Raw genomic sequence first — 16,474 nt, 5'->3', positions numbered from 1 at the left:
TTCGAAGAAGGATGGCACGGGATGGCCTTTTCGCGCCCCGTCGCCGCATATGCAAAGACCCAGAGAGAGGAACGTCCATGGCCGACTATGATCTCATCATTCGGGGAGGGCAGATTGTCGACGGCAGCGGTGGCGAACCCTATGTCGCGGACGTGGCGGTTCAGGACGGCGTTATCGCGGCGGTCGGCGTGGTGGAGGGCAGCGCCACCGAAGAGATCGAAGCCCATGGCCGCATCATCACCCCCGGCTTTGTCGACGTGCACACCCATTATGACGGCCAGATCACATGGGAAAATCGGCTTGCGCCTTCGTCCGACCATGGCGTGACGACGGTCGTCATGGGCAATTGCGGCGTTGGCTTCGCGCCCTCGCGGCCCGAACATCGCCAGTTGATGATCAAGTTGATGGAGGGCGTGGAGGATATCCCCGAAGTCGTGATGACCAACGGCGTGCCCTTCGACTGGGAAACCTTCCCCGATTATCTCGATGCGTTGGAAAAACGCGAAAGCGACATCGACTTCGCCGCCCAACTGCCGCACAGCCCGCTGCGCGTCTATGTGATGGGTGAGCGGGGCGCCAATCTGGAACCGCCGACGGACGAGGATCTCCAGGCAATGCGCCGCCTGACCAGGGAGGCGATCGAGGCGGGCGCGCTGGGCGTTTCCACCTCGCGCAGCTATGCGCACCAGTTTCGTGACGGCCGCCCCGCGCCTTCCGTCAAGACTGAGGATCAGGAGGTTCTGGCGCTGGCCGAGGGGCTGCGCGACGCCGGCAAGGGCGTGTTCCAGATGGTGCCGAGCTATGACGTCCCCGCCAGCGAGCGCATGAGCCTGCTGCGCGACATCGCCGCAACGTCCGGCCGTCCGGTGTCCTTCACCTTCATGCAGTCGCCACGCGGGCCGGACGACTGGAAGGAAATGCTGAGCGGCCTCGACAGTGCGAACCGGGACGGGCTGGAAATTCGCGGACAGATTATTCCGCGTCCGACCGGCGCCCTGCTGGGTCTTGAACTGTCGATGCATCCCTTCTCGTTCAATCCCAGCTTTCGCGACATCGAGCATCTGCCGCTGGAGGCAAAGGTCGCCAGGATGCGCGATCCAGAATTTCGTAAACGCCTCATATCGGAGACGCCATCCGATCCGCAGGCGTTTTTCGTCTATGTCATCTCCGATCTCGATGCGCTGTTCGTCCTCGGCAACCCGCCAAACTATAATCCGCATCCGGCCGAAAGCATCGCCGCGCGCGCCAGGGCGATGGACGTCGATCCCAGGGAACTCATCTATGACGCGCTGCTTCAGCGCGAGGGGCATGAAGTGCTCTATCGCCCGCTCGGCAATTCGGAGGGCGAGCGGTTCGAAAGCTCCGGCCGCAATCTGGTGAAAAACGATCACACTTTCCCCGCGCTGGGCGATGGCGGGGCGCATTACAGCATGATCTGCGACGCCGCCTATACCACCTATTTCCTGACCTATTGGGTCCGCGACGCGAAAGGCGACCGCAAGATCGACCTGCCCTACGCCATCCGCAAGCTGACACTGGAACCGGCCGCCGCGATCGGGCTCAACGATCGCGGCCTGATCAGGCCGGGTTACAAGGCGGACCTCAACGTCATCGACATGGAAAGGCTGCATCTGTACGCCCCCCATGTGAGCTACGACCTGCCCGCCGGCGGCCGTCGCCTGTCGCAGCGTGCGGACGGTTATGAGGCGACGATCGTCAGCGGCACCGTCACCTATCGCAATGGCCGCCCGACCGGCGCCTTGCCGGGCCGGCTGGTGCGCGGGGGGCGCCAGGCTCCGCTCGCGCAATCCGAGAAAAGCCCTGAGCTGGCCTGATATCATGACGTTAGGACAGACCATGACCGTCACCAACCAAATGACTGCCGAGCTTGTCGCCTTTGTGAAGGAACAGAAGGACCGCGCCAACATTCACGCCTGCCTGCTGCGCTATACGCGGGGCGTCGACCGACATGACCGGGAACTGATGCTGTCCGCCTATTGGCCCGATGCGTTCGACGAACATGGCGTGGCCGAAGGCTTTGCCGCCGATTTCGTCGACTGGGCGATCGGCTGGCATGGCGAATATCAGACCAAGCATCATCATGCGATCACCAACCACTCGGTCGAGTTGGACGGCGATACGGCGCATGGGGAAACTTACTACATCTTCTGGGGCGAGAATAAGGAGGGGCCGCCACAGTTGAGCTTCGGCCGCTATGTCGACCGCTTCGAAAGGCGGAACGGGGAATGGCGCATCGCGCATCGGGTATGCGTGAATGAGTTGACCGCGACCCTGACAGCCGCCGATATCCCCGATCAATGGAAGGAACTGATGTTCAAGACGGGGCCAAATCGTCGGGATGAGGGCGATATTTCCTATGTCCGACCTTTGGTGCGCAGTGGAAGCCCGGCTTGATAGCGAGAAGAAACTGAAAGGGAAAATTGCATGACATCTCGGATCGTCGTCGTCACGGGTGGGTTCGGCATATTGGGCCGCGCCGTCGCCGAAGCCTTCGCCGCCACAGGCGACAAGGTCGTGCGCGTCGATTATGCGCCCGCTCCGGACAGCGCCCTGCCCAACGGCACGGATATTGGCGGAGTTGACCTCACCGATTTCGCCACCGCGCAAAAGACGGTGGCCGACATCGTCGCGGCCCAAGGCTCGATCAACGTGCTCGTCAATGTGGCGGGCGGCTTCACCTGGGAAACGCTGGCGGACGGCGGCAGCGCGACCTGGCAGCGCATGTTCGCGATAAACGCCGTGACCTGCGTAAACATGACCAAGGCGGCGCTCCCGGCGCTGGAGAAGGCGGCTGGCGCGCGGATCGTCAATATCGGCGCGGGCGGCGCCGTTATCGCGGCGGCAGGCATGGGCGGCTATGCCGCATCAAAAAGCGCGGTCCACAAGTTGACCGAGAGCCTCGCCGCCGAACTGTCGGGCAAGGACATCACCGTCAACGCCATCCTGCCCAGCATCATCGACACACCCACCAACCGCGCGGACATGCCCGGCGCGGATTTCAGCCAATGGGTGCAGCCCGCGGCAATCGCCGACGTGATCCTGTTCCTGTCCTCCCCGGCTGCGCGCGCCATCACAGGCGCCCTCATTCCCGTAACGAAGGGCGGCTGAAACACGGCGTTCAACTAATATCCGATAATCAGACTGGAGAGGCGCAGATGACCTATAGGGTTGAGGAATTGCAGGAAGGCCTGGGGTTCGGCAGGCAGGTCATCGGGCTTACTCCCACCGACATTGCAAGGGGGGAGGTCCGGGACGAACTGCGCGATTATTGGTTGCGGGACGGGCTGATCGTCTTTCGCGGGAGCGAGGTAACGCCTCGATTCCAAATCGACCTCAGCCGGATTTTCGGGGCGCTGGAAGTTCATCCGATCCCCGAACTCGTGACGGCGGGAACGCCCGAACTGATCACGTTGACGTCAGACCAGAACAGGGAAGGGCTGTTCGAAGTCGATGGGCAGCAGTCCATCGCCTTCCTGCCCTGGCATTCGGACCTGATCTTCACCGATCATATCAATCACGGCGGCATACTCACGGCCAGGCAGATATCGAGCTGGGGCGGGCAAACCGGCTTCATCGATCAAGTGCAGGCCTATGATTTTCTGCCCGACGATCTGAAGGCGCAGATCGAAGATCTGGAGATCGTCTATCAGCTGACGGTCAACCCCGGCTATTCGCGCTATGGCACCAAGAGTAAAGTCCGCACGATCAAGATGGGCAATTTTGAAAAGATGGTCGCGCCTCGCCTGGAGATGGATTATCCGCCGGTCGTTCATCCCATCGTGTTCACCCAACCCGATACCGGACGAAAGGTACTCAACATCTCGCCTTTCGGCGCGCTCTATATTTTGGGACAGAATGACGAAGTCGGCCATGCATTGCTTCAACGACTGGTCGACCATCTCGTCTCCTGCCCCGGCTACTATCATGGCTGGCAGCCTTCGGAAATGCTGCTGTGGGACAATTGGCGCATGGCCCATTGCGTGACCGGAGCGGCGCCCGATGAAATACGCATCATGCAGCGCACCACAATCATGGGCGATTATGGCCTCGGCCGGAAACTTGCGCGGCAAGCGGCCTGACCGGCTTCGGGCAACGGATCGCTTGTCTCCGCTGGCGTCGGCGGATTATTCTGCGGGTATTTCGAACAGCGCCGCCGCGCCCATGCCGCCGCCGATGCACATGGTGACGACCGCGTTCCTGGCGCCGAGCCGCCGGCCCGCCAGCAGCGCGTGGCCGGTCATGCGCGACCCCGTCATGCCGAAGGGATGGCCCACCGCGATCGCCCCGCCATCGACATTGACCCTGGCCGGATCGATGCCCAGCCGGTCCCGGCAGTAAAGCGCCTGGCTGGCATAGGCCTCGTTCAGTTCCCACAGGTCGATGTCCGCCACCGACATGCCCAGCCGATCAAGCAGCCGGGGCACCGCAAAGACGGGACCGATGCCCATTTCGTCGGGCTCGCACCCCGCGACCTGCATGCCCCTGTAAAGACCTAGGATCGGGATGCCGCGCCGGGCAGCCTCATCGGCGTCCATGATGACGCAGACGCTCGACCCGTCCGACAACTGGCTGCAATTGCCGGCCGTCACCGACCCGCCCTCAAACAGCGGCTTCAGCTTCGCCAGTGCTTCGAGGTCGGTGCCCGGCCGGTTGCACTCGTCCTTGGCGAGCGTCACCGCCTGCTGCTCCAGAACGGCCAGCGACTTGTCCACGACATTCCTGATCGCCGTGATCGGCACGATCTCTCCATCGAACCAGCCATTTTCCTGCGCGGTCGCCGTGCGGGCCTGGCTGATCGCCGAAAATTCGTCCTGCGCCTCGCGGCTGATGCCATAGCGGCGGGCGACGATATCCCCGGTCAGGTTCATCGCCATATAGAGTTCCGGCTTATGCTCCAGCAGCCATTCATCCTTGTTGCGGAATATGTTGCGGTGCGGATCGACCAGCGACACCGTTTCCACGCCGCCCGCGACATAGATGCCGCCCTCGCCCGCGCGGATGCGCTGCGCGGCAAAGGCGATGGTCTGGAGGCCCGAGGAGCATTTGCGATCCAGCGTCACGCCGCACACACCGACCGGTAGCCCAGCGCGCAGCGCCGCCTGACGCGCGATGTTGGAGCCGACCGCACCTTCGCAGCGCGCCGACCCCAGCAGGACATCCTCGATCTCGCGGGGGTCGATGCGGGCGCGCTCCACCGCCGCCGCGATCGAATGGGCCGCGAGGGTCGCGCCGTGGATATTGTTGAGCGCCCCCCGATGCGCCTTGCCGATTGGCGTGCGCGCCGTCGCGACGATGGCTGCTTCCTTCATGGCCGCAAAGTCTCCCATGTTCAGTGGAGCAGCAAATAGACAGTGCCCGCCCCGCTTGCCACGAGATGGCGCGCTCATCACGTCTTTGATGCTTTGCCCCTCCGCTTGACCATGCGGCCGACGCCCAACAAAGCATGGGGAAATCCGCCCAGGGAGCGCAACATGACCATCACCGTCGACAGGCAAGGCCCAGTCGCCATCGTGACCCTCGATCGCCCGGAGACGAAGAATGCGATCACGCAGGAGATGCGCGGGCAACTCTATGGCGCGTTCGAGGAGATCGCGCTCGATCATGACATCCGCTCGGTCATCCTGACGGGCGCAGGCGGCGATTTCTGTTCGGGCATGGACGTGACTGGCATGGGCCGTGGCGGCGTCACCGGATCGATGGACCGGATGCACACGCTCAATCGCATCGCCCGCGCCATTCATTCGCTCAAAAAGCCGGCCATCGCCGCCGTTCCCGGCATCTGCGTGGGCGTCGGCTTTTCCTATGCGCTCGCCTGCGACATTGTGCTGGCGGCGGAAAAAGCGAAATTCGCGGCGATCTTCCGTAATATCGCGCTGGCGCCAGATGGCGGGCTGGTCTGGCATCTGCGCCAGCTTCTGGGCGTGCAGAAGGCCAAGGAACTTGTCTATTCCGGCCGCATCGTCCGCGCCGACGAAGCTGTCGCCATGGGCCTGGCCTATGAAAAGGTCGCGGACGAGGCGCTGATGGAGCGCGCCATGGATCTGGCGGCCAGCTTCGCCGCCGGGCCGACTATCGCCATGGGCCTGGCCAAGCGCCAGTTCGATCTCGCCTGGAACAACAGCTTCGACCAATATCTCGACATGGAGGCGACGATGCAGCCCATCGCCAGCCGCACCGAGGATCATGAGGAGGGCCTCGCGGCCTTTCGCGAGAAGCGCAAGCCGCTGTTCCGGGGGGAATGATCGCCATGCTTCAGCCGGAAGCCGAATGGCGCGCCCATCTTGCCGACGGGCGCTTCATGATCCAGCGTAGCCGGTCGACCGGCGGCCATGTCTTCTATCCGCGCGTGGCGGAACCGGGCACGGGCGGGGAGGATCTGGAATGGGTCGAGGCATCCGGCAAGGGCATGGTCCACGCCGTCACCATCGTCCGCAAGAAAGACCCCGCCGACAGCTATAATGTGGTGCTGGTCGACCTAGCCGAAGGACCGCGCCTGATGAGCCGTGTGGACGGGATGCCGGTCGAGCAGGTGAAGATCGGCATGGTCGTCCGCGCCAGCATCGTCAAAGAGGGGGATCAGCCTTTGCTCGTCTTTGTGCCCGCATGAGCATGATCGGCGGTTTTCCGCGCGGCCGGACCGCAATCGTCGGCGCGGCGACCTTCGGCATCGGCAAATGCCCCGGCGTTTCCGCGGTGGACATGGCGGCGAAGGCGGCGCTGCTGGCGCTGGCGGACGCGGGCATCGCTCTGTCCGAAGTCGACGCACTCTATACTTCAGCTCCTTATGAGGCGCTGGGCGGCATGGAACTGGCCGAATATCTGGGCATCACGCCCAGGGTCACGGATTGCAACCGCACCGGCGGATCGGCTTTCGAGGTCTATGTGCAGCAGGCGGCCCTCGCGCTGGACGCGGGGCTGATCGACTGCGCGCTCATCGCCTATGGCTCCAACCCGGCGAGCAATCCGCCGCCGGGGGTGGGCATGACCCGGCAGAGCCCGTGGGAAGCGCCCTACAGGCCGCTCGCGCCCATTTCCTCCTACGCGCTAGCGGCGAGCCGGCACATGCATCTCTACGGCACCACTCGCGAGCAACTGGCGCAAGTGGCGGTCGCCGCGCGCCAATGGGCGCAACTCAATCCGGAGGCGGCGGTCCGCGATCCACTGACCGTCGACGATGTGCTGAAGGCGCGCATGGTGTCCGATCCGTTGACGGTGCGCGATTGCTGCTTGTTCAACGACGGAGCGGCCGCCATCGTCATGGTCCGCGCGGATCGGGCGAAAAACTGCGCAAAAACGCCGGTGCCGGTGCTGGGCGCTGCCCACGCCGTCACCCATCGCGAAATCAGTTCGATGCCCGACCTTACCGTCACCGGCGCGGCGATTTCAGGCGCACAGGCGTTCGCACAGGCCGGCGTCGGCCCGGCGGACATCGATGTCGTCATGCTCTATGACGCCTTCACCGTCACGCCGCTCCTGTTTCTGGAGGATCTGGGTTTCTGCCCCAAGGGCGAGGGCGGCCGCTTCATATCGGGCGGGCACATTGCGCCGGGCGGCGGGCTGGCGCTCAACACCAATGGCGGCGGCCTGTCATGCGTGCATCCGGGCATGTACGGCCTGTTCCTGCTGGTGGAAGCCACCCGCCAGTTGCGCGGCGAAGCAGGCGACCGGCAGGTGAAGGACGCCAAGGTTGCAATCGCCCATGGCAATGGCGGTGTGCTGTCCAGCGAGGCGACCGTCGTGCTGGGAACCGCTGACACATTATAATCTGATGAGGGACGCCCATGTTGATCAAGCCAATGCCCGGCCCTTTCGGCGCCATTGTCGAAGGCGTCGATCTCGCCACGGACCAGAACGAGGGAATGCTGCGTGCGTTGATCGCCGCCTTGCATGAGCATCAGATTCTGGCGATCCGGGGTCAGCATCTGACCGAAGCTCAATATGCCGCCTTCGGCCATCATTGGGGCAAGCCCCTCCTCTTCCACATCGAGGATCACCGGAATGATGCGCATCCCGAACTGATCCGCATCACCAATCACGCAGCGACGCCGGATCGCTATCGGGATGGCGCGATGCACTGGCATTCGGACAGCAGCTATGAGGATGTGCCGGCCAGCGTCACCATGCTCTATGGCGTCGAAACGCCGGCAAGCGGCGGAGAAACGCTGATCGCCAGCAGCGTCCTTGCCTATGATGCGCTGGATGCCGCGACCAGGGAACGGATCGATCCTCTGACCGGCCTGCATTGCCTGGGCGGATCGCCGGCCCTGCCAGGCGAGAAAATACCTTTCGTGCCTGAAAATACCGCGCTCCACGGCATCAAGAAGCACCCGCTGGTCATGCACCATCCCGTCACCGGCCGAAAGGCGCTGTTCACATCGGGCACGGCCTTTGGCGCCGAGGGGCTGGCGAGGGATGAAGGGCGCGCCCTGATCCACCGCCTGCGCACCCATGTCATCCAGCCGCGGTTCGTGACCCGATACAAGGTGGAGGTAGGCGATATCTTCCTGTGGGACAATTTCCAGGTGCTCCACAGCGCGACGCCGATCGAATATTCGGACGATCCGGGCAAGCGCCGCCTGCTCTACCGCATCAGCACCACGGGCGTGCCGAATCTCTGCGCCCCGGCCTGATCAGGGCGGATCAAGGCTCCAGACCACATGGTCGGTAAGGAAGCCGAGCGCGGCCTTGACATGCGGCAGGGCGATGCGATCGGGCGCACCCATCAGCACGATGGACAGCCTGGTCTGCGTCGTGTCCGGAAGGATTTGCACCAGTCGACCCGATTGGATATCCTCGCGGGCAAGCATTTCCAGCGTTTGCGCAATGCCAAGGCCCGCGCGCGCCGCCGCCAACATGGCCGCGCCGTCGTTGAAGGTGAAGGCCGGCGGGGGACGGACACGCACCTTCCGCCCCTGCGTCGTCATGGTCCATGGATTGCCGCCTGGCTCCTCCACGCTGGCGTAGAGGATGCAGCGATGCCTTTCCAGATCGTCGGGTTGGGCGGGCACGCCATGGCTCTCCACATAAGTGGGCGAGGCCACGCAGATCAGTCGCGTGCTGCCCAGCGAATGGGCGTGCCAGCCGGTGAGCGGCGCATCGCCCGCGCGCAGCACCAGGTCGAAACCATCGACGCGAAAGAAGGTCCCGCGATCCCCCAGGCTGAGGTCGAGCGTGATGTTCGGATGGGTGCGATGGAAATCCGACAGCACGGGCATGATGAAGGCGTGCCCCATGGATGCCGGCGCATCCAGCCGCACCCGGCCGGCGATGCCGGCGCCGGGCGTCAATGCCCGTTGGGCCGCTTCATAGGCATCCAGCGTAGCGCGGGCATAGGAAAGAAATTGCCGCCCCTCCTCCGTCAGGTCCACGCGACGGGTCGACCGGTTGAACAGCCGCACGGCCAGATGGTCCTCCAACCGCTGGACATGCAGCGTCACCATTGGCGTGGACAGTCGCATCTTCAGGCCTGCGCGTGTAAAGGAACCAGCCTCGGCCACCGCGACAAAGGCCTCCATCGCCGTCAGTCGATCCATGATCGCCCTCCCCTCCGACCGACTTTCCTATCATAGCCGAGGCGGCAGTGATCGCCGCACCCGTCCAGTCATCAAGAATGCGATGGATCGCCGCACATTCCCATGCCCCCCTATTCAGGCCGGATGAGGCTTTCCACTATGCGCCCGGAACAGGAGGCGAGGGATGAAGGATTGGCCCGACTATGTCGATCTGCTCAAGGGCGCGGAGCGACTTCTCGACCGCACCGCTTTTCCAGGCGACGAAAATCTGAAGGCGCAGCTCTGGAAGCAGTTCGCGATGAACCTGTCGCAGGGCTATTTCCTGCTGTTCCAGTCGACGCCCGATCATCCTGAATTCGCGCCTTTTGAAAATTCCGTCTTCCTGACGCAACCCAATCCAGACGCCGTCTATTATTATGCGCCCGTCGACGGCACGGGCATCTATCGGGTGACGGGGGAACGCGGCAACGCGCCGGTGGCCGGCTTCGCACTGGGCAACCGTATGATCGGCATGGACCCGACGCCCGGTAAGGGCCTTGGCAATTATGATTTCGATTCGCTGGAGATAGATGCTGAAGGCCGGTTCGAAGTGCTGTTCAGCACGCAGCAGCCCGCTGGCTATCAAGGCAATTGGCTGCCCATGCCGGCGGAAACCGACTTCATCATGGTTCGTCAATTTTCCTATGACTGGGGCAATGAACGTGACGTGAGGCTGGCCATCGAGCGGGTCGATGCGCCATCGCCAATCCGCCCGCCGGCTACCGCCGCGGAAATCGACACGAAGCTCAGCCATTTGTTCGCGGGCTATGCGCGCAATCTATCCGGCATTGCGATCGGCGCGGTGCAACGCTGCGCCGGGCGTGGCTTCATCAACCGTTTCAACCTCAACAGTTTCCAGGAGCTGGGTAACGGCGAGGATTGGCCGCAGGCCTATTTTGAAACGGTTTTCGACATCGCCGAGGATGAAGCGCTGATCGTCGAAACCGAGCTTCCGGAAACACGCCCCTATTGGAACATCCAGGTGATCAACGCGCTCTGGAGCCAAGTCGAATATGTCTATCGCCAGTCGAGTCTGAACGGGTTGCAGGCGGCCATTGACGGCGACGGCAAGTTTCGCGCGGTCCTTGCCCATCGCGATCCGGGCATCGCCAACTGGCTTGATACCGGCGGCAATCTTTATGGCATGATGATCGGGCGCTGGTATCGCTGCTCCGGGCATCCCACGCCCATCCTGACCAAGGTCAAATTCGCCGATCTCGACCGCCATCTGCCCGATCATGTCGTGCGGATCAGCATGGAAGACCGTGCTGAGGCGCTGCGTAAACGCCGGATCGGATCGCAGCTACGGCGCAAATGGTAGGAAAGCCCGTCAAGAGAAGAGAGGCGATCGCATGAGCGGTTTTTGGGAATGCCGGGCCAATCTGGCGGGCAAGGCGGCTGCGGTCATTGGCGGCGGCGGCGGGATCGGCGCGGGCGTGTCGCTGGCATTGGCGCAGGCCGGAGTCGATCTCGCGCTCTGCGACATCGATGCTGCTGCGCTGGACGCCACGGCAAATAGGATCAGCGCAATAGGACGAAATGTCACGGCCGCTACGCTCGACGCGACCGATGAAGCAGCGCTCGACGGCTTTTACGATGCGCTGGGGAGGAATTTCCCGCAGCTCGACATTGTCGTGAACGTCGCAGGCGGCACCAAACGCCAGTTGCTGGCCGATGCGAGCCGCATCGACATCGCGCGCGATATCCATCGCAACTATGGCTATGTCGTCCAGTCTGTCCAACGCGCCCTGCCTCTCATCAGGCGATCCGGCCTAGGCGGCAGCATCATCAACTTCACCACGATCGAGGCGCATCGGGGCGCTGCCAGCTTCTCCGTCTATGCCGGGGCCAAAGCGGCGACCACCAATTTCAGCCGGTCGATGGCGGTGGAACTGGGCAAGGAGAGGATTCGCGTCAACTGCATCGCGCCCGACACGACTCCCAGCCACGGCAATGCGACCGCAATGCCACCCGAATTTGCCGAGGGGTTCGCCAGGCTGCCGCCGGAAGTTCGTCCCAAGGGCATACAGATGTACATTCCGCGCGGCGAACAGCCGCCGGTCGAGGCGCTGGCCGACGCCGTGCTGTTTCTGGGCTCCGACCTGTCGACCTTCGTGTCGGGCACAACCCTGCATGTCGATGGCGGCACCATGGCCGCTGCAGGCTTTCTCGACTGGCCCTTCGGCGACGGTTTCGTCCCGACACCGCTCGCTGGAACCTTATCGCGCCTGTATCGGGAAGGAGGCGAGGCGTGAAACTCGGACTGGACGATCCGCTCGCGGCGTTTTCGGCGCTGCCGGGCCACCTTGCGAAGACCCTGCAGCATCCCGACATGGATGCGGGCGCGATCTGGAGCCGTGATGAGAGCGAACGGATAAGCCATGCCATCGGAACGGCATAGCGCTGTTCTTCGCGCTCAGTCGAAGAGGTCTGGCGCCGCCAGCCGGTCGGCCAGGAAACGGCAGAAGCGTGCAGCCTCCGCCCCGTTGATAACCCGATGGTCATAGCTTAGCGACAACGGCAGCATCTGCCGCCAGTCGATCCCGCCATCCGCACCCGGCATCGGCACCGGCCGCGCGCGGGTAACGCCCAATATGGCGACCTCCGGCGCGTTCACGATCGGGGTGAAGCCGGTGCCGCCGATATGACCGAGCGAGGTCAGCGTGATGCAGCCGCCCGACATCTCGGCCAGCGACAGGCCCTTAGTCCGCGCCTTTTCCGAAATGGCGGCGATCTCGCTGGCAATCTCGGCCGCCGACTTGCGATCACAGTCGCGGATGACCGGAACCAGCAGCCCGCCGGGCGTGTCGACCGCGACACCGATATGCACATATTTCTTCTGGACAAGTTCCCCGCCCGCCGGATCGAGCGACGCATTGAACTGCGGAAAGGCGGCCAATGCGTCGGCCAGCGCCCTCACCAGCAGGGGCACCGGGGTCAGCTTCGGCCCGCCCTGTGCCGCCAGCGCCTTGCGCCGCACCTCCAGTTCGGTGATGTCGGCATCGTCATTATGCGTGACATGCGGGATGGCCACCCAGTTGCGCCCCAGAAAGGATGCAACGAACTTCTGGATGCGGCTGACCGGCTTGCGCTCAACCTCCCCGAACTCGGCAAAGTCGACTTGCGGCCAGGGCGCGAGATTCCGCAACAATTCGGTCACGGCAAATTTTCCTGTCCCGCCAGCGGCGCCAGAAACGCAAAGCGCGGGCTGGCGGAGTCAAGGGCATCGGTCAATTGCATCGTCGCCGACGCCGCGAACAGCGATTGCAGCAGTGCCGCGGGATCGCCCGTCTCCACCGTATAGAGCGCGACGAATTCGCCCGTCTCCTGCCCGTCACTTGCCAGCCGGCGAAAACGCTGCGCACTCTCGAAGCCGGGAAGGGCAAGCACGTCCTTCACATGCACGTCGCCATACCAGCGATCATAATCCGCCTCACGGCCCGGCAAGGCGCGCGACGACACTTCGAGCAGGTAGCGCATGGATTATTCGATCCTCGCGAGCAGGGCACCGACTTCGTAGGTTTCCCCGGTCTGCGCCACAATCTTCAGCGTGCCGCTGGCGGGGCTTTCCACTTCCTGCGTCGACTTGTCGGATTCCAGCGCATAGAGTGGCTGCCCCTCGACAGCCTGGCCGCCATCCTCGACCAGCCATTCGGCCAGCACGCCCTCGGTCATCGAAAAGCCGATCTTGGGCAGCAACACTTCAAAAGCCATGAAATAACTCCCTGAAAATTATTGACCGACAACAGCTGTGGCGGCCGCTACGATGTCTGCCGCGCGCGGGGCGAAGGCCTCCTCCAGCGGCTTGGAGAAGGGCACGGGGCAGAAGGCGCCGCCCAGCCGCTTCACCGGCGCCTTGAGCTTGCCGAACAGGTCCTCGTTGATGACCGAGGCGATTTCCGCGCCGGGGCCGAAGGGCGTGACCGCTTCATGCACGATGACGGCGCGGCCGGTCTTGGCGACCGAACCCACCACCGTCTCGCGGTCCCAGGGCGCGATCGTGCGCAGGTCGATCATCTCGGCGGAAATGCCCGCTTCGGCCAGTTGCACTACCGCTGCGGTCGCCTCATGCACCATGCGCGAATAGGCGATGATGGTGACATCGCTTCCTTCCCGCAAAATCTCTGCCTTGCCGATCGGCACGCGATAGCCCTTTTCCGGTCCCTCGCCCGGATTCCAGTAGGTCGGGCCGTTTTCGATGAACAGCACCGGATCGGGATCATCGATGGCGCTGCGCATCAGGCCATAGGCATCCTTGGGGTTGGACGGCGCCACTACTTTGATGCCGGCGGTGTGGGCGAACCACGCCTCAAGATAGTCGCTATGCTGACCGCCGGAGGAAAAGCCGGTGCCCGTCATCGTCCGAATGACGATGGGCACATGGGTCTGGCCACCCGACATGAAACGCAGCTTCGCCGCATGATTGACGATCATATCCATCGCGACCGTCGTGAAGTTCATCAGCATGATCTCGGCGATCGGCTTGTAGCCAACGAGGCTCGCGCCGATGGCCGCGCCGATGATCGCCTGTTCCGAAATCGGGGTCGAGCGCACCCTATGCTCGCCAAAGCGGGACGACAGCCCCTTGGTGACGCCGCATACGCCGCCTTCCTCGGGATCGGCCAAGTCTTCGCCCAGCGCGATGACCTTCTCATCTTCCTCCATCGCGTCGGCGATGGCGGCGTTGATACCCTGAAGATTGTTCATCTTCTTCGGCTTCACGGCAACATCGGTGCTCATCAGACCAGCTCCTCCGCGAAGACATCGCGCTTCAATTCGTCAGCGCCCGGGAACGGGCTTTCGAGGGCGAATGCCACCGCCGCATCGATATCGGCCTCGATCGCCGCCTCCATGGCGGTCAACTGGTCCTCGGTGGCGACGCCGTCCGCGATCAGCCGGGCGCGGAAGCGCGGCACCGGATCGTTGGCCATCGCCTCCTCCTTGCGCGCCTTGTCCATATAGCCGTCCTGATCGCCAAAGACGTGCCCGTGGAAGCGATAGGTCATCGCCTCGATCAGGGTAGGCCCTTCCCCTGCGCGGGCGCGCTGCACCGCTTCATGCGCGGCGGCATACATGGCGAAGGGATCGTTGCCGTCGACCCGCTCGCCCGCCATACCATAGGCGGCGGCGCGGTCCGCGACGCGAACATTGCTGGTCTTCTCATAGGCGGTATGCTCGCCCCATTCATTATTCTGGCACAGGAAGATGACCGGCAGCTTCCAGACGGCGGCGAGGTTCAGCGCCTCATGGAAAGCACCGATATTGGCCGCGCCATCGCCGAAGGTCGCCACTGTGACGCGCCCGTCGCCGCTCAGTTGCGATGCCCAGCCAAGGCCATTGGCGATCGGCATGGACGATCCGACGATGCCGGTCGTCACCATCACGCCCTTTTCAGGATAGGTGAGGTGCATCGGGCCGCCCTTGCCCTTGCAGGTGCCGGTGGTGCGGCCGGCGATTTCCGCCCAAAGATCCTTCAGGGGAAAGCCCTTCGCCAGCATGTCGTGCGTGCCGCGATAGATGGTGCAGAGATAATCGTCGTCCCGCAGGTTCACCGACATGGCGCTGGGGATGACTTCCTGCCCGCGCGGGCTGTAATAGGGCATGACCAGACGGCCGGTCATGATGACCTTGCGCGATCGTTCGTCATTCGCCTTGATCAGCGCCATCCGGCGATAGATTTCCACCTGCGTCGCCGCATCGGGTGTCGCCCTGTTGCTCATGTCTTAAGACGTCCTTTCCGGTATGTCCCGCGATCATCTGCCATGTTTTGGCGGACGCGAAAGCCCCCTATCCGAAATCGGCAAACCATATCGCGGTTGTGAACGGTTGGCCGACCGCGATGGGCGCGGCGCGGTCACTCGATAGGACCGCGCCGCGCCCGCAACTCCACGCGCCCCTTGCCGAACGGCGCATCGCGATTGGCGAGCGCTTCCTTCAAACCCTTTTCGGCCATGTCCTTCCTGAACCGGGCGCGGCGCGGTCCCTGGCTCAGATGCGCGCGGGCGTCCATCTCGGCGGCGAAGCGCAGCGACTGGCGGGCGCCGGCCAGGTCCATCTGGATATTGACCACCCGCTTGTGCGCGGACAGGATTTCCGCGTCGACGCTGCCGATCCGCCGGGCCATCTCGTCCGCCTCCCCGTCGATCTCGTCGGCGGGATAAGATTCCAGCACCAGCCCGATCTTTGCCGCGTCGATGCCGCTGATCGTGTCGCCAGTGAACAGCATCCGTTTCGCCCATTGTGGCCCGCAATGATAGAACCACAGGTTGGTGGGCGGCGTGCCATTGGCGCGGGCGGCGGGAAAACCGATCTTCGCATCGTCCGCGGCCAGCACGATATCGCAGGAAAAGGCAAGGTCCGTGCCCCCCGCCAGGCAATTGCCCTGGACCTTCGCCACGATCGGCTTGTGCAGGTCGAGCATGATCGCCGTAAGATCCTGCTGCCGCTCCAGATTCCAGATATCGTCGTCGATCGTCCCGGCCCGGGTGCGATAGGCGGCCGGATCATAGTCGGTCGAACTGTCCCCCTTGCCCCCGTAACTGTCGGTCAGATCGTAGCCGGCGCAAAAATCCTTGCCCGCGCCGGACAGCAGGATGACATTCACATCCTGCCGGTCGTCCGCCTCCAGCAGCGCCTGATTGAGTTCCTGAAGCGTGAGCGCTGACAGCGCGTTTCGTTTGTCGGGACGATTGAGCGTGATGCGCGCAACATGGTCATGCACCTCGAAACTGATGCATTCCGTCGATTTCAGCCATTTCATGCCCATGGCGCGCTTCCCCTGATGCCGGACCGATCGCCCCCTGGCATAGCGTTAATGGGATCGGGCTGGCGAGCCGTCAGCCGCCTGTATCAGCCATGTGATCCCTGCACCGCCGCCATATTGCGGGGGCAGGTCGAAACGC

The 16,474-nt window shown here is 63.6% G+C and carries 19 protein-coding genes; 11 read left to right on the top strand and 8 right to left on the bottom strand.

Annotated elements, in window-relative coordinates:
• Positions 1-77 precede the first annotated feature (77 nt).
• The 4 genes from AC58EF_RS15010 to AC58EF_RS14995 are packed head-to-tail and all read left to right on the top strand — an operon-like array spanning position 78 to position 4,100.
• On the top strand, positions 78-1,835 hold the full coding sequence (locus tag AC58EF_RS15010) for an N-acyl-D-amino-acid deacylase family protein (protein WP_497277170.1): 1,758 nt from the start codon (positions 78-80) through the stop codon (positions 1,833-1,835).
• A 22-nt stretch (positions 1,836-1,857) separates the two neighbouring features.
• On the top strand, positions 1,858-2,415 hold the full coding sequence (locus AC58EF_RS15005) for a nuclear transport factor 2 family protein (RefSeq protein WP_497277169.1): 558 nt from the start codon (positions 1,858-1,860) through the stop codon (positions 2,413-2,415).
• 30 nt (positions 2,416-2,445) lie between these two features.
• On the top strand, positions 2,446-3,129 hold the full coding sequence (locus AC58EF_RS15000) for an SDR family NAD(P)-dependent oxidoreductase (protein ID WP_497277168.1): 684 nt from the start codon (positions 2,446-2,448) through the stop codon (positions 3,127-3,129).
• Positions 3,130-3,176: 47 nt separating this feature from the next.
• On the top strand, positions 3,177-4,100 hold the full coding sequence (locus AC58EF_RS14995) for a TauD/TfdA dioxygenase family protein (RefSeq protein ID WP_497277167.1): 924 nt from the start codon (positions 3,177-3,179) through the stop codon (positions 4,098-4,100).
• Positions 4,101-4,145: 45 nt separating this feature from the next.
• On the opposite strand, the gene AC58EF_RS14990 is transcribed toward AC58EF_RS14995, so the two are convergent.
• Positions 4,146-5,330 carry an acetyl-CoA C-acyltransferase gene (locus AC58EF_RS14990; protein WP_497277166.1) on the bottom strand — a complete coding sequence of 395 codons (1,185 nt, stop codon included), beginning with the start codon at positions 5,328-5,330 and terminating at the stop codon, positions 4,146-4,148.
• 162 nt (positions 5,331-5,492) lie between these two features.
• On the opposite strand from AC58EF_RS14990, the gene AC58EF_RS14985 reads away from it, so the two are divergent.
• The 4 genes from AC58EF_RS14985 to AC58EF_RS14970 are packed head-to-tail and all read left to right on the top strand — an operon-like array spanning position 5,493 to position 8,651.
• Entirely contained in the window at positions 5,493-6,263 is a 771-nt protein-coding gene (locus tag AC58EF_RS14985) for an enoyl-CoA hydratase/isomerase family protein (protein ID WP_497277165.1), read from the top strand.
• Entirely contained in the window at positions 6,260-6,628 is a 369-nt protein-coding gene (locus AC58EF_RS14980; protein ID WP_497277164.1) for a Zn-ribbon domain-containing OB-fold protein, read from the top strand. The genes AC58EF_RS14985 and AC58EF_RS14980 overlap by 4 nt, the downstream gene beginning before the upstream one ends.
• Positions 6,625-7,785, top strand: coding sequence for a thiolase family protein (locus AC58EF_RS14975; protein WP_497277163.1), 1,161 nt, complete (start codon positions 6,625-6,627; stop codon positions 7,783-7,785). Before AC58EF_RS14980 ends, AC58EF_RS14975 begins: the two co-directional genes overlap by 4 nt.
• 17 nt (positions 7,786-7,802) lie before the next feature.
• Positions 7,803-8,651 carry a TauD/TfdA dioxygenase family protein gene (locus AC58EF_RS14970; RefSeq protein WP_497277162.1) on the top strand — a complete coding sequence of 283 codons (849 nt, stop codon included), beginning with the start codon at positions 7,803-7,805 and terminating at the stop codon, positions 8,649-8,651.
• Here AC58EF_RS14970 and AC58EF_RS14965 read toward each other — a convergent pair whose 3' ends face one another.
• Positions 8,652-9,554, bottom strand: a complete 903-nt coding sequence (locus AC58EF_RS14965) for a LysR family transcriptional regulator (RefSeq protein WP_497277161.1) — start codon at positions 9,552-9,554, stop codon at positions 8,652-8,654. It lies immediately after the preceding gene.
• Positions 9,555-9,717: 163 nt separating this feature from the next.
• Between AC58EF_RS14965 and AC58EF_RS14960 the strand changes: the two genes are divergently transcribed.
• From AC58EF_RS14960 to AC58EF_RS14950, 3 genes are read left to right on the top strand one after another with little or no spacing between them, the layout of a single operon-like run.
• Positions 9,718-10,893 carry a DUF1214 domain-containing protein gene (locus tag AC58EF_RS14960; RefSeq protein WP_497277160.1) on the top strand — a complete coding sequence of 392 codons (1,176 nt, stop codon included), beginning with the start codon at positions 9,718-9,720 and terminating at the stop codon, positions 10,891-10,893.
• Positions 10,894-10,924: 31 nt separating this feature from the next.
• A complete protein-coding gene (locus AC58EF_RS14955) occupies positions 10,925-11,827 on the top strand; it encodes an SDR family NAD(P)-dependent oxidoreductase (protein ID WP_497277159.1) in 903 nt (300 codons plus the stop codon).
• A complete protein-coding gene (locus tag AC58EF_RS14950) occupies positions 11,824-11,973 on the top strand; it encodes a hypothetical protein (RefSeq protein ID WP_497277158.1) in 150 nt (49 codons plus the stop codon). The genes AC58EF_RS14955 and AC58EF_RS14950 overlap by 4 nt, the downstream gene beginning before the upstream one ends.
• A gap of 15 nt (positions 11,974-11,988) precedes the next feature.
• On the opposite strand, the gene AC58EF_RS14945 is transcribed toward AC58EF_RS14950, so the two are convergent.
• From AC58EF_RS14945 to AC58EF_RS14920, 6 genes are all read right to left on the bottom strand, one after another.
• Positions 11,989-12,732, bottom strand: coding sequence for a 2-oxo acid dehydrogenase subunit E2 (locus tag AC58EF_RS14945; RefSeq protein WP_497277157.1), 744 nt, complete (start codon positions 12,730-12,732; stop codon positions 11,989-11,991).
• The gene (locus AC58EF_RS14940; RefSeq protein WP_497277156.1) at positions 12,729-13,052 is read right to left on the bottom strand and encodes a DUF4286 family protein; all 324 of its coding nucleotides are present in this window, start codon (positions 13,050-13,052) and stop codon (positions 12,729-12,731) included. The genes AC58EF_RS14945 and AC58EF_RS14940 overlap by 4 nt, the downstream gene beginning before the upstream one ends.
• A 3-nt stretch (positions 13,053-13,055) precedes the next feature.
• Entirely contained in the window at positions 13,056-13,286 is a 231-nt protein-coding gene (locus AC58EF_RS14935; RefSeq protein ID WP_497277155.1) for a biotin/lipoyl-containing protein, read from the bottom strand.
• 18 nt (positions 13,287-13,304) lie between these two features.
• Positions 13,305-14,312, bottom strand: a complete 1,008-nt coding sequence (locus AC58EF_RS14930) for an alpha-ketoacid dehydrogenase subunit beta (RefSeq protein ID WP_497277154.1) — start codon at positions 14,310-14,312, stop codon at positions 13,305-13,307.
• Complete coding sequence (locus AC58EF_RS14925) at positions 14,312-15,292, bottom strand: thiamine pyrophosphate-dependent dehydrogenase E1 component subunit alpha (protein ID WP_497277153.1); 981 nt, start codon at positions 15,290-15,292, stop codon at positions 14,312-14,314. The genes AC58EF_RS14930 and AC58EF_RS14925 overlap by 1 nt, the downstream gene beginning before the upstream one ends.
• A gap of 134 nt (positions 15,293-15,426) precedes the next feature.
• On the bottom strand, positions 15,427-16,338 hold the full coding sequence (locus AC58EF_RS14920) for a crotonase/enoyl-CoA hydratase family protein (protein WP_497277152.1): 912 nt from the start codon (positions 16,336-16,338) through the stop codon (positions 15,427-15,429).
• Positions 16,339-16,474: the final 136 nt, after the last annotated feature.

Source organism: Sphingobium sp. WR1, from assembly GCF_059693745.1.
The sequence above is the reverse complement of the archived record's forward strand: the minus strand, read 5'-3'. Positions and strand labels throughout refer to the sequence as shown.